This window comes from Acinetobacter sp. ME22 (genome assembly GCF_022012315.1).
GTDB classification, from domain to species: Bacteria; Pseudomonadota; Gammaproteobacteria; order Pseudomonadales; family Moraxellaceae; genus Acinetobacter; species Acinetobacter brisouii_A.
Genome location: NZ_JAKLTL010000014.1, coordinates 22,540 through 42,355, shown reverse-complemented (window position 1 = coordinate 42,355; position 19,816 = coordinate 22,540). Strand labels below are relative to the sequence as shown.

Genomic DNA, 19,816 nt, shown 5'->3' with positions numbered 1-19,816 from the left:
GATAAGATTATGTTTAAAATTCTAGCTGGTGTCGGGTCTGTTGTTCGCTCGTTGTGGATGGTGTTTAGCCACGCAACGCGCAAACGTGACACCATTTTATACCCAGAAGTACCTGCTGAGCAGATCGTACCGCCTCGTTATCGTGGTCGTATTGTTTTAACACGTGACCCAGATGGCGAAGAGCGCTGTGTTGCTTGTAACTTGTGTGCGGTTGCTTGCCCTGTAGGTTGTATTTCATTACAAAAAGCAGAAAAAGAAGATGGTCGTTGGTATCCGGAATTTTTCCGTATCAACTTCTCACGTTGTATCTTCTGCGGTATGTGTGAAGAAGCATGTCCTACGACAGCGATTCAGTTAACTCCAGATTTTGAGTTGGGTGAATATGTGCGTCAGGATTTGGTTTACGAAAAAGAAAACTTACTGATCTCTGGTCCAGGTAAATACCCTGATTACAACTTCTATCGTGTAACAGGTATGGCAATTGATGGTAAAGAAAAAGGACAGGCGCAAAAAGAAAGCAAACCTGTCGATGTACGGAGCTTATTACCATGATGTGGCCATTTTATTTAATGGCTCTTGTGGCCATCGTTTCTACGGTTCGTGTTGTGACTAATGCGAATCCTGTACATGCGTTATTGAATCTGATTATTTCATTGCTTGCTGTTGCGGGTATTTTCATGATCGTGGGTGCACCTTTCGCAGGCGCACTTGAGGTGATCGTGTATGCTGGCGCAATTATGGTCTTGTTTGTATTCGTGGTCATGATGTTGAACTTGGGTCAGCACACGGTTGAGCAAGAACGTAAATGGTTGACCTCAGATGCTTGGGCTGTGCCAGCATTGTTAAGCTTCTTATTGGGCTTAACTTTGGTGTGGATGATCGGTAGCGATTACACACCCGCAGGTGCCTTACTGGGCAAAACCATGGTTGGACCTAAAGCAGTGGGTCAAGCGTTATTTACCCAATATTTATTGTTGGTTGAAATTGCCGCAATGCTATTGCTCGCAGCACTTGTTGCAGCATTCCATTTAGGTAAACGTGAACCAAGTGAAGAGGAATAAGACTAATGGGTAACATCCCTTTGGAACACGGTTTGATTGTGGCAACCGTTCTTTTTGCACTTGGGTTTTACGGTGTAATGGTGCGTCGCAACTTTCTATTTATTTTGATGAGTCTTGAGATCATGATGAACGCTGCTGCATTAGCATTCGTGCTTGCAGGTAGCGTTTGGGGTCAAGCTGACGGTCAGATTATGTTTATCTTAATTTTGACTTTGGCAGCTGCCGAGGCTTGTATTGGTCTAGCGATCGTCCTTCAGTTTTATCATCGCTTCCATCATTTGGATGTGGATGCTGCGAGTGAGATGCGCGGATGAGTTATTTATACTTAACAATCTTATTTCCGCTAATCGGCTTTATTTTATTAGCGGCGGGTCGCGATAAGCTTTCTGAAAATATTGCTGCTGTGATTGGCGTAGGTTCAGTGGGTCTGTCTGCTTTATTTGCATTGATTGCAGGTTTGGAGTTTGTCAACAGTGGTTCAACCGCTGTCGTACAACATCTATGGACATGGTTCAGCGTTGGGACGTTTGCACCAGAAATTAACCTACATCTTGATGGTCTGTCATTACTGATGATGGGCATGATCACAGGTGTGGGCTTCCTGATCCATATCTTTGCATCGTGGTATATGCGTGGCGAAGATGGCTATGCGCGCTTCTTCTCTTACTTCAACCTGTTCGTTGCGAGCATGTTGGTGTTGGTTCTTGGCGATAACCTTGCGTTATTGTTCTTGGGCTGGGAAGGTGTTGGTTTATGCTCATACTTATTGATTGGTTTTTATTATTCAAATCCAGACAATGGTTGGGCTGCAATCAAAGCATTTACCGTGACACGCGTGGGTGACGTTTTCTTATTGATCGCGTTATTCTTGCTGTATCAAGAATTCGGTACTTTGCATATTGCAACGATTGTGGCAAATGCACATCTTGTTCTTGCAGGAAATCATTCACTTGCGATTTGGACAGCATTAATGTTGTTCTTGGGTGCTGCAGGTAAATCTGCACAGATTCCATTGCAAACTTGGTTAGCCGATGCGATGGCAGGCCCAACGCCTGTTTCTGCACTGATCCACGCTGCAACCATGGTAACAGCAGGTGTGTACTTAACTTGCCGTACACATACTGTGTTTGAAATGGCACCTGAAATCATGCAGTTCATTTCTGTAACAGGTGCGATTACCTTGTTGGTTGCTGGTTTCGCTGCATTGGTTCAAACCGATATCAAACGTATCTTGGCTTACTCAACCATGAGTCAGCTTGGTTATATGTTTATGGCAGTCGGTGCTGAAGCTTACCAAGCGGGTCTATTCCACATGTTGGCTCACGCATTCTTCAAGGCATTATTATTCTTGTCTTCTGGTGCAGTGATCTTGGCATGTCATCACGAACAAAACATCTTCAAGATGGGTGGTCTTTGGAAAAAGATTCCATTCGTATTTGCATGTTTCGTTGTGGGTGGTGGTGCATTAGCAGCAATTCCATTCTTGACCGTAGGCTTCTTCTCTAAAGATGCAATCTTGGGTGAAGTTTATGCGCATGGCATGTTGGCAAATCTTCCACTGTATAACTGCTTGTATTGGGCAGGTGTTGCGGGTGCATTCCTCACTTCAATTTATACATTCCGTTTAATCTGGGTTGTATTCTTTGGCGAAGAAAAAACACATGCGCACGAAATCAAAGGTGTGACGTACTGGGGTCCATTATCAATTCTATTGGTATTGTCTACAGCAGTAGGTGCAGTGTTAAAAGCGCCAGTTGAAAAGTTATTGACTTCAGCGCAGATTCCAGTATTTGAAATTCCTGAAAATGTTGAAGCATTGGTACACGGTGCAGAACATACAGCTGTAGGAATTGCCTTAGCTGGTTTAGTTGTTGGTGTTGTTCTATTTGTCTTTGCTTATGGTGCAGTGAAAGCGTTTGCTCAAACTTCTTTGGGTGCGGGTATTGCACATATCTGGCGTAATGCATTTGGCTTCGATGCTTTATATAACCTCATTTTCGTACAACCTTATTTACTGATGGCGAAAATCTTAGGTCGTGATCCAATTGATGGATTGTGGTTAGTATTGCCTGCCTTGGTAAAAGGTGGAAACAGCTTTACAAGTTCACGTCAAACAGGATCACTGCGTGAATACGCATCAAGTATGTCACTCGGTATTGTGGTGTTACTGATGATCCTGATTGTTGTGCAGGTAATGGGGAAATAAAATGGAAAACAATTTAATTTTACCCGCGCTGATTCTGGTTCCGTTCATTGCAGGTTTTATGTGCTGGTTGGTCGATAAACTCGACCAGCACCTTCCACGCTGGATTGCTTTAATTGGGATGGTCATCACTTTAGGCTTAACAGTGCTTCTGTGGAGTCATGGTGATTATCATTACGAACTTGGTGCTCAAGCTCCAACGTTTGCAGCACAATTTTATGTGCCGTGGATTAGTTCATTAGGGATCAGTATTCACCTTGCTGTGGATGGTCTCTCCATCTTGATGGTGGGGTTAACTGCACTGTTAGGTATTTTAGCGGTCGGCTGTTCTTGGGGGGAAATCCAAAAGAATGTTGGTTTCTTCCATTTAAACTTGCTTTGGAGTTTAGGTGGCGTTATCGGCGTATTCCTTGCACTTGATATGTTCTTGTTCTTCTTCTTCTGGGAGATGATGCTAGTGCCAATCTATTTCTTGATTGCACTTTGGGGACATAGTGGTGCGGATGGTAAATCACGCGTTTATGCTGCAACCAAATTCTTTATTTACACGCAAGTGTCAGGTTTGATTATGTTGATTGGTATCCTTGGACTCGTAGTCTGGGGGTATATTATGACCAATGGTACAATCAACTTTGACTATAACTTCTTGTTAGCTGTTGCAAATCACTTACCACCACAATTTGCATATGGTTTCATGATCTGTATGTTTATTGGTTTTGCAGTGAAACTTCCTGTATTTCCATTACACGGTTGGTTACCAGATGCACATGCCCAAGCACCTACAGCAGGTTCTGTGGACTTAGCAGGTATCTTGATTAAAACAGCAGCATACGGTTTGCTCCGTTTTGTCATTCCATTCTTCCCAACAGCATCAGCACAGTTTGCTGATATTGCAATCATCTTTGGTTTGATTGGTATTTTCTACGGTGCGTGGTGTGCTTACCAACAAACCGATATGAAACGTCTGTTGGCATATAGCTCTATTTCACATATGGGCGTTGTACTGCTTGCAATCTATGCAGGTAACATCATTACTTATCAAGGTTTGATGATCATGATGTTGGCACATGGTCTGTGTTCTGCTGCACTGTTCATCATGTGTGGTCAAATCTATGAGCGTTTGCATACACGTGACATGCGTTTGATGGGCGGTATGCGTGGTCAATTCCGTTACTTACCATTCTTCTTAATGTTCTTCATTTCAGCTTTGGTGGGTATTCCAGGTCTAGGTAACTTTATCGGTGAATTCCTGATCTTGATGGGTTCATTTGGTAAATATCCAACATTCACCATCATTGCTGCGATTAGCTTGGTATTTGCTGGTCTTTACGGCTTGATTTTGATTCATCGTTCATTGTTTGGTACTCCAAACGAAGAGCAAAAACAGCATTATGCAAATCCACTGAAAGATTTATCTGCACGTGAGATTACAATTTTAATGATCTGTGTGATTGGTCTCGTGTGGCTAGGGATGTACCCACAAACCTTCCTTGATGTATCTAACTCAAGTATGCAGTGGTTAGCGAATAGCTATATTCCTGTTCATAACGGTGTAGATTTGATGCAACAAGCAATCAGCCAACTTGATAATGTGGAGATCCAATAAGTCATGAACTTCACAATCCAATTTTCAGATCTTATGCCACTTGCACCTGTCATGATTGTCGCTTTGACAATCGCACTGGTCATGATTTTAACCACAATCAAGCGCAATCATAATTTGATTGCGACTGCTTCAGTCATTGGCTTGAACTTGGCAGCATTCTTTATTGTGTTGCAAATGATGGGTGGTCAGTTCCGACCTGCCAATGTGATGAACATGTTTATGGTTGATCCATTTACCATGCTTTATCAATTGCTGATTTTGGTTTCAGCATTGGCATGTTGCACATTGTCTCATGCGTATATTGAAACGTATAAAGACAATCGTGAAGAGTTGTACTTGTTGCTTCTTTCTTCTGTGGCAGGTGCCATGTTGATGGTCGCAAGCTCTCACTATGCATCATTCTTTATTAGTTTGGAATTGATGTCTGTTCCTGTGTATGGTCTTTTGGCTTATACCCATGAGCGCGAAAAGTCATTAGAAGCAGGAATGAAATACCTTGTGTTATCAGCAACAGCATCTGCAATGTTGTTGATGGGTATGGCATATATTTATGCATACACAGGCACACTGTCTTTCTACACAGGTTTTGGCTCTTTGTTGCAGATGGTGAAAATGGGCAACCCAATGGTTATTTTGGGTCTTGGTCTCATCATCTTTGCAATTGCATTCAAACTGTCTTTGGCACCATTCCACAAATGGACACCAGACGTTTATCAAGGTGCACCAGCGCCTATGGCAACGTTCTTGGCAACTGCTGCGAAAGTGGCAACCATTGGTTTGCTTGTTCGTTATTTACTTGCGGCAGGCGCGTTGATTCCTTCAATCAATCTGATTCTTTGTATCATTGCGGTACTTTCAATCCTTGCAGGTAACTTACTTGCAGTACGTCAGGTGAACTTGAAGCGTGTGTTGGCTTATTCTTCAATCGCGCATTTTGGTTACTTGTTAATCGCACTTGTGAGCAAAAACTACTTTAGCCTCGACAGCGTGAATATGTATGTGATCACTTATGTATTTACAACAATCGGTGCGTTTGGTGTTGTGACACTGATGTCTAGTCCATATAACAATTTGGATGAAGCTGAAAGTGTTGCAGATTACCGTGGTTTATTCTGGCGTCGTCCAGTGTTGACTGCAACGTTGACTGTAATGCTGTTGTCTTTGGCAGGTATTCCATTGACTGCGGGCTTTATTGGTAAATTCATGGTCATCAAAGCTGCGGTAGATGCAGGTCACTGGTTCTTGGCAGGAGCAATTATTGTAGGTAGTGGTATTGGTTTGTACTACTATTTACGTGTCATGATTGTGATGTATCTTACTCCACCAGAAGTGCCACGTATTGATGCTGAAAAACATTGGGGTCAAAAAGTGGGCGGTATCATGGTGCTCGCATCTGCAGCATTGGTTCTTTTCATTGGTATTTACCCAGATCCATTCTTAAAAATCTCTGCAATGTCACAAGTTTTAGCGCCAATTCAACAAATGTTGTTTAGCCACTAAGCTGTTTTCAGATCAGTAAGAAGCTCTCCTTGTTGAGGGCTTTTTTATTTCTACTCGAAAAGCGATATACTAAGCGCAACTTATCACTCTCAGGTGTTCTCCCGTGCCTATTCAAGAAATTCGTCACCCACTCATTCGCCATAAATTAGGTTTATTACGTCGTGCGGATATCAGTACTAAAAATTTTCGTGAACTTGCACAAGAAGTCACTATGTTATTGACCTATGAAGCAACAAAAGATTTGCCAGTAGTCGATCAAGAGATTCAGGGGTGGGCAGGTGAAGTAACCGCTCAGCGTATTGCAGGCAAAAAAATTACAGTTGTACCTATTTTACGTGCAGGAATTGGTATGCTCGATGGCGTACTCAATTTGATTCCAAGTGCAAAAGTGAGTGTTTTGGGTCTTGAACGTGATGAAGAAACCTTACAGGCACGTACTTATTATAAAAAGTTAGTTCCAGATGTAGCCAACCGTATTGCCATGATCATTGATCCAATGCTTGCAACAGGAAGTTCTCTAATTGCAGCTATTGATGTCTTAAAAGCCAGTGGTTGTAAAGATATTCGTGTGATGGTTCTAGTCGCAGCGCCAGAAGGCGTGGCAAAAGTAGAACAACAACATCCAGATGTTCGCATTTTTACCGCATCAATTGATGATGGTTTAAATGAAAATGGCTACATTGTTCCTGGTCTTGGCGATGCTGGTGATAAAATCTTCGGTAGTGTACAAAAAGACTAATGTCGTTATAAAAAAATGCCTGTTTAATAACAGGTATTTTTTTATGGGGCAAGAATGATGAAAAAGGCAGTCGTGTTTTTATTTATCGTTGTTGTGTTGGTAGGTATTGGAACTTATATCGCTTACTCAAAACTACAACAACATGATCAAAAACGTGAACAATACACACAGCAGTTAATTGAAGAACAAAAACAGTTAATTAATGAGCAACGCAAAAAATTAGGGCATTTACCTGATCATATTCCAGAATTAAAACCAGAAGTTAAATCATTGGTTGTTACTCGTCCTGCACCAGCACAAAAACCTATGTCAACACCGCTTGGGTATTTTAAATGTGATGGTCGAGAGCGTTGTGGGCAAATGCATTCTTTAGCTGAAGCACGTTGGTTTGTACGAAATTGTCCAAATACCAAAATGGATGGGAATCATGATGGCGAGCCTTGCGAACAAGATTCTCGTCGTCAAACCGATCCAAATTGGCAAGAATAAAGCTGAAAATTTTAAGGATGCTGTTCTTCACAGAATCGCATAAAGGCTTTTAGTCCCGGCCCTTGATATTTATGCCGATGTACTAGCATATAGAGAGGGCGTCTGAGTTCCCAAAAAGGCGTTTCTAAAATCACCAGTTGACCTGAATTGAGCATAGGTAACAATGCAAGTTTGGAAATACAGGAGATGCCTAAACCACCTGAAATGATTTTTAAAATGGCTTCATTATGACCTAAGGTCAGGCGGATTCGTGCATCTTCAAGGTGGTTTAAGATTGCATTATCAAAAACTTCACGCGTTCCCGAACCTTCTTCACGCAAGATCCATTCAACATCAGCAAAGTCCTGAGGTGTTAAAGCACGATTGAGCTGAGCAAGTGGGTGATTTGGGGCACAACATACGGCAAGTTCATCATCTCGCCAGTGAATACTTTGTAATTGGGGTAAGTGGCATGATCCTTCAATTAAAGCCAAATCTAATTGAAATTGGTTGACCGCTTCAATCATTTGGCGAGTATTGCCAACTTGGAGTTGTAAATGAGCTTGTGGTTGTAATTGTAAAAAACCTGCCATCAAGTCTGGCACTAAATAATCACTAATTGTGAGGGTTGCTCCGAGGCGTAAATCAATACTTTGTAATTCGCCTTTAGCCACTTGTTCAAATGCTTCACAGCGACCTAAAATTTCGAGAGCTTGGGGTAATAAAAAACGTCCAAGATCATTAAGTTGTAGGCGTTTCCCTAGGCGATCAAATAGTGGCGCACCCAATCCATCTTCTAAATCTGCCAATGCCATACTGGCTGCACTTTGGGTCAGTTTGACTGCATCGCTGGCTTTAGTAACCGTTCCTTCCTGAGCTACGGCTACAAAAACAGCCAATTGGCGTAAGGTCATGCGCATAGTTGAAGCCTTAATGAGTAAAAATATCAATATTTGCCTCGCCATGCTAACATGAGCCGACGAATTCTTGCACCTTGAAATCATGACATCTGAAAAATTTACTGTGGAAAAAGTCTTATCGATTCAACGCTGGGCAGATAATTTATTCAGCTTTACCATGACACGACCTGCTCACTTTAAATTTACAGCAGGGCAGTTTGCACGAATCGGAATCAAAGTGGATGATGAGCTGATTGTACGGGCATATTCCGTTGTTTCATCACCTTATGATGAAACGCTAGAGTTTTTTTCAATTGTTGTTCCTGATGGTGCATTTACATCACGTTTAAAAGATTTACAGATTGGCGATGCGTTATATCTGGAAAAAATTCCGTATGGCTTTTTAACTTTGGCACGTTATCAGCAGCCATTGCCACAAGATTTATGGTTACTGGCGACAGGAACAGGACTCGCACCATTTTTATCGATGCTGCAAGATTTTGAAACATGGAAAAATTATCAAAAAATTACTTTGGTTTATAGTGTACGCACACAAGCAGAATTAGCTTATGCTGAGCGCATTCAGGAAATCGCAGCAACTTTTGGTGAGGGGCACACAGGTTTTCGGTTTGTACCAATTATTACCCGCGATCCTCAAGCCGCCTTACATCAGCGTTTGCCGATTCTCATTGAAAATGGACAGCTAGAAGCATTTGTTGGTCAACCATTTAATCCAGCAACTAGCCATATTATGCTCTGTGGTAATCCACAAATGGTCGAAGATACCAAAGAGGCACTCAAGCAGCGTGGCTTAAGCATGAACCGTCGTGGTGAGGGCAATATTGCCGTTGAAAATTACTGGTAATTGAAAGGTAGATGATATGTTTGTGTGGCTTAATGCACAAACATATCCATAAATGTACGGATCTCATTAATTGCGGTATCAACGTCGGAAGTGAGCCATGTCGGCTCAAACAAGCCTGCATAAAATTCAAGACGTTCTTGTGGAACCACAAGGCGGATCAAGCATTCTTCTTCAACCATTCGCCACGGAATAATGGGCGTTTCCTGATCGAGGAACACTGTGACATTTCTCAGGTCAATCACCATTGCACTGATACAGTCAGGAAACGGCATGACTGAAAATTCTTCAGTACGGCGGCGTAGATACTCTAAATCACCCCACTTCAAAGCATAGCTCGGCTTGCTGAATTCAATCACGCCAATGAGATGTTGATCTCGTGTGTAGTGTAAGTAACACTGATGAGTGACATCGGTGTCGAGTTCAAGGGAAGTAGATTCTAGTCTATACGACATCATCGTGGCATATTGAAAAAGTGGCACATAGTATAGCTTATTTTTCGATGACAACAGATAAACAATGTATACGTGATGATAATGCTTTTTCACACAATGATACATAAACTTAGATTAGTATAAAAAATAGTCAAATTGACGTGATAGAAAGGAGAAGATGACAATGTTACGCCATCTAAGTCGGTCACTTCATGAGATGCATGTAAAAGAAGATAAGCGCTTGATGCGTTTCATGTTTGCTGTGATTATCGTATTTTATGCTTCAATCGTTGTATATATGTTTACTCATAGCAGCCCAAGTGCCAAAGATGCCTATATCGGGCATCCTCAAGCAGCCAAAGTCGTAAAAAACTAAATGATCATTTCACTGTTGAAGGAATGGAATTCCTTCAACAGTTTTATACATATTCGGCTGCTGCTGCTGCACATGACCAAGCCCATTGAAAGTTATAACCCCCTAAGTGTCCTGTCACATCAAGGACTTCTCCTAAAAAGAATAACCCTTTTTGCTTTTTACTTTCCATGGTTTTGGACGATATTTCATCTGTATCGACGCCACCTAAAGTCACCTCAGCAGTTCGGTAACCCTCTGTTCCTGATGGTTTAACCTGAAAATTTTGTAATTGTGTCGCAATTTTTTCTAATTTTTGGTCGCTCATTTGCCCAATCGCTGTTTCACTGTCTGTCTGCCAAATCAATTGTTGCAATTCGGCAATGACTGATTTTGCTGCTAATTCAGTGAACAATGTTCTTAATAGGCTTTTAGGATGGCTCTGTTTTTTCTGCTTTAGCCATGTGAAAAGATCATGTGTTGGGAAAAAGTTGATCTGAAAACTTTCACCCACTTGCCAATAGTTAGAAAGCTGTAAAGAACTTGGCCCACTTAATCCACGGTGAGTAAAAAGTAGAGCTTCGGTAAATTCAATCTGTGGATTGCTTAATGTTGCATCTAAAGCATTGCCACTTAAACGTGTTGTCACTTCTTTAAACTGGTCAGAAAATGTAAATGGGACTAAACCTGCACGAGTTGGGTAGATCTGATGACCAAACTGTTTTGCCAGTTGATAACCGAAATCGGAGCCACCCAGTGTTGGAATAGATAAGCCACCTGTTGCAACGGCAACTGATTCTGCTCTAAAGTTTTGATTTTGCGTTTTTACGCTAAACTGACCATCTTCAAGAACCTGAACAACTTCGACTTCAGCAGAAGTCTGAATCTCAACCAAATTGGTTTTGCTACATTCGGACAAGAGCATATTCAAAATGTCCTTTGCACCGTTGAGCGTAAACAGTTGACCATGCTTACGCTCTTCATAGGCGATGCCATATTCACAGACCAAGCCGATAAAATCCCATTGGGTATAACGTGACAGTGCAGATTTTACAAAGTGTGGGTTATGACAAAGATAATGTTTCGGTTCGACATCAAGGTTGGTAAAATTACATTTACCACCGCCTGACATTAGAATTTTTTTGCCGACTTTATTGGCTTTTTCGAGAACCAGAACGGAGCGGCCGCGTTTCGCTGCACATGCTGCCAGCATCAAGCCTGATGCACCTGCACCTAATACGATGACATCATAGTGTTGAGCAGCCATGTGAGTTCTCCGAATGCTAAAAACCGCGCATTATACTGAAATTTTTGGCATGGCGCCTAACTCTTGTGTACGCCCTTGCAAGCCTCCTGTGTGAATCGCAAGAATTCGAATGCCAGCCTGAAAATAGTCGTGTTCAATTAAATCAAAAAGCCCCATTAACATTTTGCCTGTATAGACCTGTTCGAGTGGAATCTGATACGTCTGTTCAAACTTTCGAATAAATTTCAGCAGTTCAGGGGAAGTTTTAGCATAGCCACCGCAACAATAAGCATCGAGAATTTTCCAGTTGTTTTTATGCGTTATTTGGCTAACGGCTTGAGTGAGAAATTCACCTTTCAGTGCTGAAAAACCCAGTAATTGATGATGAGTATGACTGGCTTCGATCAGACCTGAGAGTGTGCCACCTGTACCAACTGCACAGCAAAATACATCGTAGTTTTTTAAGTCTGCTTTCGTCAGAATTTCCCGACAACCTTGTATGGCAAGTGCATTGCTACCGCCTTCAGGAATCAAATAACTATCGGGGAATTGCTGCTGTAATTGTGCTAAAAAGTTGGGTTCATGACGTTGTTGATAGAGCTGTCTGGAAATAAATTCAAGCTGCATTCCCATGTTACGGGCTGTTTCTAAAGTTGGATTCAACGAGCGCTGAGCCAGTTCCTCTCCACGAATCATGCCGATGCTACGAAGTCCCAACATTTGGGCTGCATATGCTGTCGCTGCAATATGATTGGAATATGCACCGCCAAAGGTCAGTACTGAAGTTTTACCCTGTTGCTGTGCCTCTAGCAGATTGTATTTGAGTTTGTAAAACTTGTTGCCTGAAATCTGTGGATGTACCAGATCCAACCGTTTGAGATCGAGCTGAATATCATCTCGTACTTGTAGTGACTGGATTGGAATTTCGGGTCGCTGTGCTTGAATCTGCATTAGCGTGTACCTGTTCCTGCACTTGCGGTATCTACCGAGGTAATCACCGACATGCCCGGTCTTAGGCGACTCAGTTCAGGCTGATTGGGATCAATCGCGATTTTCACAGAAATACGCTGAACCACTTTAGTAAAGTTGCCTGTGGCATTATCGGTTTTAAGTACACTAAACTCAGAACCCGCAGCAGGGGAAATTTCAGCCACATGTCCAACAAATTTTTTGTGATTTAAAGCATCTACTGTAAAAAATGCCTTTTGCCCAATTTGCATATTGGCAATTTGGGTTTCCTTAAAGTTGGCGATTACCCATGTGGTTTGCGGAATCAGATAGAGCAGTTGTGATCCCGCGCCGACATATTGCCCAACCCGTGGAGAAACCTCACCAAGCTGTCCATCCATTGGCGCTGTAATAATGCTGTAGTCTTTGGTGGTATTGGCCTGATCAAGCTGTGCAGCCGCATTTTTGATTTGTGCCTGTAAGCCAACTGTTGCAATTTTTGCAGTTTTTAAGGCTTCTTCTGCCACTTTAACATTGGCTTTGGCTTCATTGAGTAAAGCTAAATTATTGGCAACACTGGCTTGGCTTTGGTCAAGATCCGTTTTAGCAATCGCACCGCTATTTCCTAATGCCTGATAACGCTGTAATTGTTGCAAGGACAATTGGTATTGTGACTCAACTTGAGCAACTTTGGCTTGCGCGGCAGTGACATCTGCTGCACGTTGTGCAATGGTTTGTTTTTGGTTGCTAAAGCTATTGGCTGCTTGTTCAACACTCGATTGGGCTTGTGAGACTTTTTGATTATATGCAGTCGGATCAATTTTAATCAGCACTTGTCCTTTTTTAACATGATCAAAATCACTGACTAAAACATCCTGAATATAACCATTGATTTGGGACGATAAAACCGTAGTTTTCCCCTTAATATAGCTGTTATCGGTCTGTTGAATTGGCGTATTGAATGGGCCAATTTGCCATGCCCACATAATGATGCTAATTCCGACAAGTAAAATAAAAAACATCAGAATCAGTGTCGATTTTTGAGTTTCAATCAACTTACTGACCCGTGGCACATTTTTTAACTGAGCTTGGGCTGTTTCTGCTGTTGCAGGTGTTTCATTATTTGGCTGTTCACTCATAGCACGACTCAAAATATTAGGAAGATTGCGATTGGCGATGGGCGTTATAGCGTGTCCATGCGATATTACTTAAGCCCCAAATCAGTAAAATCACAGCAAAAATGCCATTTAAATAAATCACATCGTTATAAGCACGAACTTGTGCTTCACGGGTACTAATTTGTGACAGGCTAGATTTGGCTTGTACCTGATCTTTACCACTGTCACTGATATAGGGTGCGTATTTACTTTGATAGAGGCTCAGGCGTTGGCTGACATTGGGATCTGTCGTTTCTAAGGCGTTATTGATAGTGAGTTGATAGACTTGGGTTCGTTCCTTTTGATAAGTTGAAAAAAAAGACGAACCCACCAAACCTCCGAAATTTTGGGTGGCTGAAAATAGCACCAAATACGTGACAATATGTCCTGCACCTTGTTGTAAGGCACGTCCAAAACCCACCAAAAGCAATGGCCCAATAAACAGTCCACCCGCAAAAGCCACCAAAAACTGACTATGATAGAAATTGGCTGGGCGTACATCACTGGTCAAATGAAAATCCAAGCTACAGGCAATCAAAATCAAAAATTCAGCAAATACCAGTTGTAAAACAATCCGTTCTCGCGCAAAAGTCAGCGCACTAAAAATTACTCCTGCCAACATGCCGACAAAAATCACAGTGTATAAGCTGACAAATTGATCAGGTCCCATGCCCATGGTTTTAAGAAAATTGACTTCGGCATAGGTTTGTTCAGACATTAACAGGCGTAGCATAAAGGCGGCAATAATAAAACGCAGCGTGGGCCAAGTCCCAATCCAGCGAGTCATAATCAGTGGGTTACGCCGCTGGTGTTCATAGAAAAAACCCAAAACCAATAAACTAAAACCACAGATCAGCACATAAGCAATCCAAGGTGAATCAAACCACCACTGTAAAGGCCCTTGAACCAGTACCGCACAAAGACAGGCAAAACCCGGAGCCAATAAAGCAAAGGTCAGAAAATCACCTTTTTCAAACACCGCGATACGTAGGCTGCGCGGCAGTTTGAGCGATACCACCATAGCAAAACAGCAGATCGCCAACCCTAGCTCAAAGCTATATAAAACCGTCCAGTTGTTTACGCTAACCAAGAGTGGTGAAATCACCCATGCTAAAGGTACGCCCAATTGCCCAAAGCCAATCCCGACATATAAGCCTTTGATTCGATGTGCTTTGGTAAAACCTTGCATAATATAATACATACCCAGTGAACTGAGCGGAGCTGCAACTAAGCCACTGATAAAACGGGCAACCAAAGCCGAATGATAGCTATGTACAAAGATATGCATCATCATGACAGCAATAAATGCCAATAAACCAATTTCACTAAATAAACGCAGCCCATATTGCTGGCGGGCTTTAAATAAAATCAGGTTTGAGCTGACATTCGCCATCACATAGGCAGCAGGTAGCCATGCACCTTCGATGGGGGTTAAACCATATTCGCCTTGTAGCTGAGGTAAGTTTGCAGTAATAAAACCATTACTCAGCCCTGCAGACAGTGCAATAAACGTCCCAATAAAAAAATATAAATAACGCTTCCCTGATGAATGGGCAATAGATGGAGGTGAACCTGGCAGGACAGGACGCTCATCTGCCGTCCAGTCAGGTGGAGTCTCTAAATAACGGAGCTGTTTATCCATAACTTGCCTCGTTACAAACCTGAATCCCTGTCATTAATAACTCGATTGCGCGTTTAGCGAGGCGCTTTTGTTCTTGTTCAGTATGCCCGCGAAAAGAAGCTGCCAAAATTGAAATAATGGTACGGTAGTCTTCAAAAGTCAGGTCAGCACGACAAATTCCCGCAGCAATGGCATGATCAATGAGAGGCTGAATAATCTGTTGATGCTGCTGAACCAATTTTTGTAAATGTGGATCATCGGCATCCAAAACTCGCCAATATTCTTTGAGTGCAGATAAATGTGGCAGATTTTTAATATGGCTATGCAGCAGTAAAAATAGACCATCTTCAAACTGTCCATAATATTTGGCACGCGTTTCCAGATTATCAATTGACTGTTCAAGTAAGGCATAAATCAAATGCTTACGATCAGCAAAGTTACGATAAAAAGTGGCTCGACCTACCCCTGCATAATCAATGATGATTTGTAATGGGACATGAATGCCATGAGTTTTCATCATCTCGGCAGCAGCGTTTAGAAGCTCTTCGCGGTTTTGTGCCGCACGTTGTAAGTGTTTACTCATGGCTATCAGGTCTTTCAATTTCTAGGCGATATTTTACGGACAAAATTGTCCGTTTGTATTGCTCTAGATGTTTGTAGTTTTGTAAAAGTGATTAATTTATAACTTTATTTTATATATTAACTTAAAATTCATCATTATTTTTTTAAATTATCTTTGACTATGCTGAGTCTTATTCAGATTAAACGAGATAAAAAATGAATACGCAACAGCAATTAAATCAAGATCAATACCAAGGTAAATCAAATGCTTATTTAAGTAGTGCTGTGCATGCTCAAGGTGCTGAATTTATTAAAATGCAGCAATGCATTCAGCAGCACCAATTTAAGCAAGTTTTAGATTTGGGCTGTGGTGCAGGACATGTCAGTTACCACGTAGCGCCATTTACAGAACAAACGATTGCTTATGATATTACGCCTGATATGGTGGCATTGGTTTGCCAGCAAGCCAAAGAAAAAGGTTTAACCCAGATTCAAGGACAACAAGGGGCAGCCGAAGCGTTACCGTTTGCCGATCAGTCTTTTGATTGTGTGATCAGTCGTTACTCAGCCCATCACTGGCAGCATGTGGGACAAGCCATGCAAGAAATTCATCGGGTATTAAAACCGCATGGCAAAGTGATTTTTGTCGATATTTTGGGAAGTGGACAGCCAATTTTAGACACCTTTTTACAGACCATTGAAATGATTCGTGATCCGAGCCATGTACGGGATTATAGTTTGCAAGAATGGATGCAATTTGCTGAATATGCGGGCTTTCAAGTGGAACAGGTGGAAAAGCAAACTTTACATTTGAACTTTGACAGTTGGATTAGACGCATGAAAACGCCTGAAAATGGTGCAGCAACAATTCGCTATTTACAAACTAAAGTGTCTGATGTGGTGCGTCAGTATTTTGAGATTCAGTCTGATGGCTCCTTTAAAACACAAGTGATCTACTTAGTATTGGGAAAAGCGGGCTAATTTCTGCTAAAATATTGCACTCGAATGAGTCACTCAATAGGTCTGAACGTGGAAAGTTTATTACCGCTGTTTTCCATCACCATTGCATTAATGTTAGGTGCAATTAGTCCAGGCCCAGCATTTATTTATGTGGCAAAAAATTCAATTGCGATTTCACGAAAACACGGTTTATTTACTGCACTAGGTACAGGCACAGGTGCAGCACTCTTTGGTCTTTTAGCCGTGATGGGATTACAAGCGATTTTATTGGCTGTACCCTCTGCATATCTGATTTTAAAAATTTTTGGTGGTCTGTATTTACTTTGGATTGCCTTTAAAATTATTCGTCATGCCAAAGAACCAATGCATACTCAGCAAGATGTTGCACAGCAGATGAGCTATCCACAAGCGTATCGCTTAGGAATCATTACCCAATTGAGTAACCCTAAAATTGCGGTGATTTTGGCAAGTATTTTTACAGCTTTATTACCCAAAGAAATTCCAACGTATTACTATGTGGTTTTACCGATCTTGTGCTTTTTTATTGATGCAGGTTGGTACTCGTTAGTGGCTGTGGCGCTGTCTGCTGAAAAACCACGTAAAGTGTATTTAAGATTTAAAGCAATTTTTGACCGTGTCGCAGGGGGGGTAATGACCTTGCTTGGTTTGAAACTGATTTTTGGAATGAAATAATTCATTTAAAAATTTGCTATGATCAAAAGCTTATTGTGAATCAATAAGCTTTTTTTATTGTTTATAAAAATTTAGCACGATGCATAAAGTGTATGTCGAAAAACAGTGTTTATTATTTAAAGTAATGATTTTCATCAACTAAAAATATTCACAAATTGAAATATATTTTTTGAGAACATTCTCTCAATAAAGTGCTAATTTAAAATCAAACAACAAAGAGGATATGCTCATGAAGACAATATCCATACTCTGCGTGGCGATCAGTTTAAGCATGCTTACAGGATGTGAGCTAAAACAACCCGTCAAAACTCAGTCCAATTACTATAGCAAAAGCATAGCAGGCATGCCTGTTTATGAAAAAGATTATCAGCTTAGCGCTGCAAACTAACCCATTCACACTGTATGCAGGCTGAAAATTTGATGATTTCAGGCTGCATACTTTTCAGTCTTTAAAATGAATCGGAATCCACTGATAGGTTTTGCTATCGGCTGAATAAATATGTCCAATGCCTGGGAAGGGTAAATGTGGCGCGGCGATGGTTTCGCCATGCTTTGCAAATTCAGCAAACAGTTTTAAACGCGTTGCAACGGCTTGTTTCGGGTCAGCGTCATACGCAATTGAAGTTTCAGGATGATCAAACTGTATGCTGTGTGAATGGATAATATCGCCTACAAAGACAATGGTTTCATTTGTGGTTTTGAGTTCATAGCTGGTATGTCCAAGTGTATGTCCAGTGCTATTGATTACCTTAAATCCTTGAATCTGATCGCCAAGTTTGTAGGTTTTAAAGTGCTGTTTGGCTTGATAAGGTGCTATCGCCTGTTTGATTTTTTCAACGGTGGCTAAATAGCCCGCCTGTTTTTCTTTCGGGATTTTGTTGAGCTGTTCAGAGCTTAGCCAGTAATTGGCTTCTGTAGCGGACACATACACCGTGGCATTGGGGAAATTGGCAACGCCATTTTTGCTAATACCGCAAACATGATCGGGGTGCAGATGCGTCAGCAAAATGGTATCGACCTGTTCGGGCTGATAACCTGATGCTTTTAAGTTGCTGAGAACTGAGCCTAAGTGTGAACCCAAGCAACTTGCAGCACCACTGTCGACTAAGACCAGTGAATGTCCTGTATTGACCAAAAAGGCATTGATAGAGGTTTGTACGCCTTTGGCTTGATCTGCATAGTATTTTTTGAGGCTTTCATGGATTTGTTGTTCTGAAAGTCCTTTAAATAAGTTCGGTGAGATAAAATTTGTGCCGTCGAGCAGGGCGGTAATTTGGGTTTGCCCTGATTGGTATTGGTAGTAACCTGCCACTTGTTTGTGTTGCTCGATTGGCGCAGGTGGGGAAGTGGCGAAAGTGGGTAGACTGACGAAGCTAGAGCAGAGTAGGGCTGAGGTGAGTAGTTTTTTCATTTGAACGTATTTATTGATTTATTTATGGTGTTTATTTTTTAGCATGTAGGGCAAGATTTTTCATCTTTTTTAGGTTTGTAATATGTTCGGATTGAAACTTTTAATGGATGATTCGCCTTACTTTTGACTGGGCAAAAGTAACAAAACCCCGTTGTTCGTTAGAGGGCACGTCCATGTGCCCCTAACGAACGGGCGACATCCATGTCGCGGGTCAATTGATTTACTGGTTTTTTGGATAAAAATATTCAATTTTTTGAAACTATATTAGAATAAATTTTAATGCCAAACTTTCTGCAAAAGATTTATTTAATTAATCTTAAATATTAAATGGTTTTAGTAGAATTTTTTAAAATAATTTATAGGTTTTCTTACTATGAAAAAAATAGAAATTGAAGAAAAATTTTATGGAAAAGATAAAGAGGAAGTGGAAGAAATTTTAGATATGGTTTTTAATTCAATTTCTAGATGGATTATTATAGAAAATAAAGTAGAGGATGTAGAATATTTGACATCATGGGAACATCGGTCAAATGATTTAATAGAAAAGGATTTGGGTGAGTTGCAGATTGATAGAAAAGGTATATTGAATGCCTTATCACTATATTTAGAAAAAGATAATTTGAAAAACAAGTACATGGATTGGCTTTTTATCAACTTACTGACATATGCTGAATATATTGCAACTCAAGCAGAACTTAGAAAAAAACTACTAGGAATAGATGGGTACATTAAGACTCTGTATCCTGCAAGTACTGAACATTTGATATCTATTTCACAATATAAAAAAACATCGACGACAAAATTTCTAATTTTTGTAAGCATATTGGTTTTTGGATTCATAATAAGCCCTGTTTTTGGAAGTGTTATACTACTTTTAATATTATTAATTTTATATTTAAATTTAAATAAATACAGAAAGTTAGATGAAATTTTATTCAAGATGAATAAAACTTACTCTTTTATAAATTGTATGGATTTGAATTGGGGATTTGTAGCGGAAATATATAAGGAAAATTTCAAGGAGAATATTATTTGGGATACGCAAATTTATAAATTGATTGAAAAGTCGAAGTAGCTTTCATATTAAAAAGCCCC

22 protein-coding genes are annotated in these 19,816 nt (G+C 40.9%); 14 read left to right on the top strand and 8 right to left on the bottom strand.

Going from position 1 to position 19,816, the window contains the following annotated elements; all coding sequences use genetic code 11:
- The first annotated feature begins 9 nt into the window (after positions 1-9).
- From nuoI to LVY74_RS15220, 8 genes are all read left to right on the top strand, one after another.
- Positions 10-552: an NADH-quinone oxidoreductase subunit NuoI gene (gene nuoI / locus LVY74_RS15255; protein WP_151709762.1), complete on the top strand. Its 543-nt coding sequence runs from the start codon at positions 10-12 to the stop codon at positions 550-552.
- Positions 552-1,061 (top strand): NADH-quinone oxidoreductase subunit J, encoded by a 510-nt coding sequence (nuoJ, locus tag LVY74_RS15250; protein WP_171294396.1) that lies wholly within the window; start codon positions 552-554, stop codon positions 1,059-1,061. Before nuoI ends, nuoJ begins: the two co-directional genes overlap by 1 nt.
- Before the next feature lie 5 nt (positions 1,062-1,066).
- Entirely contained in the window at positions 1,067-1,375 is a 309-nt protein-coding gene (gene nuoK, locus LVY74_RS15245) for an NADH-quinone oxidoreductase subunit NuoK (protein WP_004750668.1), read from the top strand.
- A complete protein-coding gene (nuoL, locus tag LVY74_RS15240; RefSeq protein WP_237815775.1) occupies positions 1,372-3,267 on the top strand; it encodes an NADH-quinone oxidoreductase subunit L in 1,896 nt (631 codons plus the stop codon). The genes nuoK and nuoL overlap by 4 nt, the downstream gene beginning before the upstream one ends.
- Position 3,268: 1 nt before the next feature.
- Entirely contained in the window at positions 3,269-4,870 is a 1,602-nt protein-coding gene (gene nuoM / locus LVY74_RS15235) for an NADH-quinone oxidoreductase subunit M (protein ID WP_237815774.1), read from the top strand.
- A 3-nt stretch (positions 4,871-4,873) separates the two neighbouring features.
- Positions 4,874-6,370, top strand: a complete 1,497-nt coding sequence (gene nuoN / locus LVY74_RS15230; protein WP_151709759.1) for an NADH-quinone oxidoreductase subunit NuoN — start codon at positions 4,874-4,876, stop codon at positions 6,368-6,370.
- 103 nt (positions 6,371-6,473) lie between these two features.
- Positions 6,474-7,109 (top strand): uracil phosphoribosyltransferase, encoded by a 636-nt coding sequence (gene upp, locus LVY74_RS15225; protein ID WP_237815773.1) that lies wholly within the window; start codon positions 6,474-6,476, stop codon positions 7,107-7,109.
- A gap of 57 nt (positions 7,110-7,166) precedes the next feature.
- On the top strand, positions 7,167-7,598 hold the full coding sequence (locus tag LVY74_RS15220; RefSeq protein WP_237815789.1) for an excalibur calcium-binding domain-containing protein: 432 nt from the start codon (positions 7,167-7,169) through the stop codon (positions 7,596-7,598).
- Positions 7,599-7,609: 11 nt separating this feature from the next.
- Here LVY74_RS15220 and gigC read toward each other — a convergent pair whose 3' ends face one another.
- Positions 7,610-8,497: a LysR family transcriptional regulator GigC gene (gene gigC / locus LVY74_RS15215; protein ID WP_151709757.1), complete on the bottom strand. Its 888-nt coding sequence runs from the start codon at positions 8,495-8,497 to the stop codon at positions 7,610-7,612.
- An 82-nt stretch (positions 8,498-8,579) separates the two neighbouring features.
- On the opposite strand from gigC, the gene LVY74_RS15210 reads away from it, so the two are divergent.
- On the top strand, positions 8,580-9,341 hold the full coding sequence (locus tag LVY74_RS15210; protein WP_237815772.1) for a ferredoxin--NADP reductase: 762 nt from the start codon (positions 8,580-8,582) through the stop codon (positions 9,339-9,341).
- A gap of 29 nt (positions 9,342-9,370) precedes the next feature.
- On the opposite strand, the gene LVY74_RS15205 is transcribed toward LVY74_RS15210, so the two are convergent.
- Positions 9,371-9,793: a hypothetical protein gene (locus LVY74_RS15205; protein ID WP_151709785.1), complete on the bottom strand. Its 423-nt coding sequence runs from the start codon at positions 9,791-9,793 to the stop codon at positions 9,371-9,373.
- Between the two features lie 163 nt (positions 9,794-9,956).
- Here LVY74_RS15205 and LVY74_RS15200 point away from each other — a divergent pair, with 163 nt between their 5' ends.
- Positions 9,957-10,148, top strand: coding sequence for a hypothetical protein (locus LVY74_RS15200; protein ID WP_151777627.1), 192 nt, complete (start codon positions 9,957-9,959; stop codon positions 10,146-10,148).
- A gap of 43 nt (positions 10,149-10,191) precedes the next feature.
- Here the strand turns inward: LVY74_RS15200 and LVY74_RS15195 are convergent, their stop codons facing one another.
- Genes LVY74_RS15195 through LVY74_RS15175 form a run of 5 tightly spaced genes read right to left on the bottom strand, consistent with a single transcriptional unit; the run spans position 10,192 to position 15,679 of the window.
- Positions 10,192-11,391, bottom strand: a complete 1,200-nt coding sequence (locus LVY74_RS15195; protein ID WP_237815771.1) for an NAD(P)/FAD-dependent oxidoreductase — start codon at positions 11,389-11,391, stop codon at positions 10,192-10,194.
- Between the two features lie 30 nt (positions 11,392-11,421).
- A complete protein-coding gene (locus LVY74_RS15190) occupies positions 11,422-12,321 on the bottom strand; it encodes a 1-aminocyclopropane-1-carboxylate deaminase/D-cysteine desulfhydrase (RefSeq protein WP_237815770.1) in 900 nt (299 codons plus the stop codon).
- The gene (locus tag LVY74_RS15185; RefSeq protein WP_237815769.1) at positions 12,321-13,457 is read right to left on the bottom strand and encodes an HlyD family secretion protein; all 1,137 of its coding nucleotides are present in this window, start codon (positions 13,455-13,457) and stop codon (positions 12,321-12,323) included. The genes LVY74_RS15190 and LVY74_RS15185 overlap by 1 nt, the downstream gene beginning before the upstream one ends.
- A gap of 16 nt (positions 13,458-13,473) precedes the next feature.
- Positions 13,474-15,117, bottom strand: coding sequence for an MFS transporter (locus LVY74_RS15180; protein WP_237815768.1), 1,644 nt, complete (start codon positions 15,115-15,117; stop codon positions 13,474-13,476).
- Positions 15,110-15,679, bottom strand: coding sequence for a TetR/AcrR family transcriptional regulator (locus LVY74_RS15175; protein WP_237815767.1), 570 nt, complete (start codon positions 15,677-15,679; stop codon positions 15,110-15,112). Before LVY74_RS15175 ends, LVY74_RS15180 begins: the two co-directional genes overlap by 8 nt.
- 194 nt (positions 15,680-15,873) lie before the next feature.
- Here LVY74_RS15175 and LVY74_RS15170 point away from each other — a divergent pair, with 194 nt between their 5' ends.
- The 3 genes from LVY74_RS15170 (at position 15,874) to LVY74_RS15160 (ending at position 17,698) form a co-directional block, all read left to right on the top strand.
- Positions 15,874-16,638, top strand: coding sequence for a class I SAM-dependent methyltransferase (locus LVY74_RS15170; protein WP_237815766.1), 765 nt, complete (start codon positions 15,874-15,876; stop codon positions 16,636-16,638).
- A gap of 90 nt (positions 16,639-16,728) precedes the next feature.
- Positions 16,729-17,310, top strand: a complete 582-nt coding sequence (locus LVY74_RS15165; RefSeq protein WP_375804550.1) for a LysE family translocator — start codon at positions 16,729-16,731, stop codon at positions 17,308-17,310.
- A 229-nt stretch (positions 17,311-17,539) separates the two neighbouring features.
- On the top strand, positions 17,540-17,698 hold the full coding sequence (locus LVY74_RS15160; protein ID WP_215899824.1) for an NF038215 family lipoprotein: 159 nt from the start codon (positions 17,540-17,542) through the stop codon (positions 17,696-17,698).
- 54 nt (positions 17,699-17,752) lie between these two features.
- Here the strand turns inward: LVY74_RS15160 and LVY74_RS15155 are convergent, their stop codons facing one another.
- Positions 17,753-18,721 carry an MBL fold metallo-hydrolase gene (locus LVY74_RS15155; protein ID WP_237815765.1) on the bottom strand — a complete coding sequence of 323 codons (969 nt, stop codon included), beginning with the start codon at positions 18,719-18,721 and terminating at the stop codon, positions 17,753-17,755.
- A gap of 373 nt (positions 18,722-19,094) precedes the next feature.
- On the opposite strand from LVY74_RS15155, the gene LVY74_RS15150 reads away from it, so the two are divergent.
- Positions 19,095-19,796, top strand: coding sequence for a hypothetical protein (locus tag LVY74_RS15150; RefSeq protein ID WP_237815764.1), 702 nt, complete (start codon positions 19,095-19,097; stop codon positions 19,794-19,796).
- Positions 19,797-19,816 lie beyond the last annotated feature (20 nt).

What these genes read in the sequence shown, in the direction of transcription:
- nuoI (WP_151709762.1), top strand. Translation starts at nt 10, where the DNA reads ATGTTTAAAATTCTAGCTGGTGTCGGGTCTGTTGTTCGCTCGTTGTGG.
- nuoJ (WP_171294396.1), top strand. Translation starts at nt 552, where the DNA reads ATGTGGCCATTTTATTTAATGGCTCTTGTGGCCATCGTTTCTACGGTT.
- nuoK (WP_004750668.1), top strand. Translation starts at nt 1,067, where the DNA reads ATGGGTAACATCCCTTTGGAACACGGTTTGATTGTGGCAACCGTTCTT.
- nuoL (WP_237815775.1), top strand. Translation starts at nt 1,372, where the DNA reads ATGAGTTATTTATACTTAACAATCTTATTTCCGCTAATCGGCTTTATT.
- nuoM (WP_237815774.1), top strand. Translation starts at nt 3,269, where the DNA reads ATGGAAAACAATTTAATTTTACCCGCGCTGATTCTGGTTCCGTTCATT.
- nuoN (WP_151709759.1), top strand. Translation starts at nt 4,874, where the DNA reads ATGAACTTCACAATCCAATTTTCAGATCTTATGCCACTTGCACCTGTC.
- LVY74_RS15220 (WP_237815789.1), top strand. Translation starts at nt 7,167, where the DNA reads ATGAAAAAGGCAGTCGTGTTTTTATTTATCGTTGTTGTGTTGGTAGGT.
- gigC (WP_151709757.1), bottom strand. Translation starts at nt 8,497, where the DNA reads ATGCGCATGACCTTACGCCAATTGGCTGTTTTTGTAGCCGTAGCTCAG.
- LVY74_RS15210 (WP_237815772.1), top strand. Translation starts at nt 8,580, where the DNA reads ATGACATCTGAAAAATTTACTGTGGAAAAAGTCTTATCGATTCAACGC.
- LVY74_RS15205 (WP_151709785.1), bottom strand. Translation starts at nt 9,793, where the DNA reads ATGTCGTATAGACTAGAATCTACTTCCCTTGAACTCGACACCGATGTC.
- LVY74_RS15200 (WP_151777627.1), top strand. Translation starts at nt 9,957, where the DNA reads ATGTTACGCCATCTAAGTCGGTCACTTCATGAGATGCATGTAAAAGAA.
- LVY74_RS15195 (WP_237815771.1), bottom strand. Translation starts at nt 11,391, where the DNA reads ATGGCTGCTCAACACTATGATGTCATCGTATTAGGTGCAGGTGCATCA.
- LVY74_RS15190 (WP_237815770.1), bottom strand. Translation starts at nt 12,321, where the DNA reads ATGCAGATTCAAGCACAGCGACCCGAAATTCCAATCCAGTCACTACAA.
- LVY74_RS15185 (WP_237815769.1), bottom strand. Translation starts at nt 13,457, where the DNA reads ATGAGTGAACAGCCAAATAATGAAACACCTGCAACAGCAGAAACAGCC.
- LVY74_RS15180 (WP_237815768.1), bottom strand. Translation starts at nt 15,117, where the DNA reads ATGGATAAACAGCTCCGTTATTTAGAGACTCCACCTGACTGGACGGCA.
- LVY74_RS15175 (WP_237815767.1), bottom strand. Translation starts at nt 15,679, where the DNA reads ATGAGTAAACACTTACAACGTGCGGCACAAAACCGCGAAGAGCTTCTA.
- LVY74_RS15170 (WP_237815766.1), top strand. Translation starts at nt 15,874, where the DNA reads ATGAATACGCAACAGCAATTAAATCAAGATCAATACCAAGGTAAATCA.
- LVY74_RS15165 (WP_375804550.1), top strand. Translation starts at nt 16,729, where the DNA reads ATGTTAGGTGCAATTAGTCCAGGCCCAGCATTTATTTATGTGGCAAAA.
- LVY74_RS15160 (WP_215899824.1), top strand. Translation starts at nt 17,540, where the DNA reads ATGAAGACAATATCCATACTCTGCGTGGCGATCAGTTTAAGCATGCTT.
- LVY74_RS15155 (WP_237815765.1), bottom strand. Translation starts at nt 18,721, where the DNA reads ATGAAAAAACTACTCACCTCAGCCCTACTCTGCTCTAGCTTCGTCAGT.
- LVY74_RS15150 (WP_237815764.1), top strand. Translation starts at nt 19,095, where the DNA reads ATGAAAAAAATAGAAATTGAAGAAAAATTTTATGGAAAAGATAAAGAG.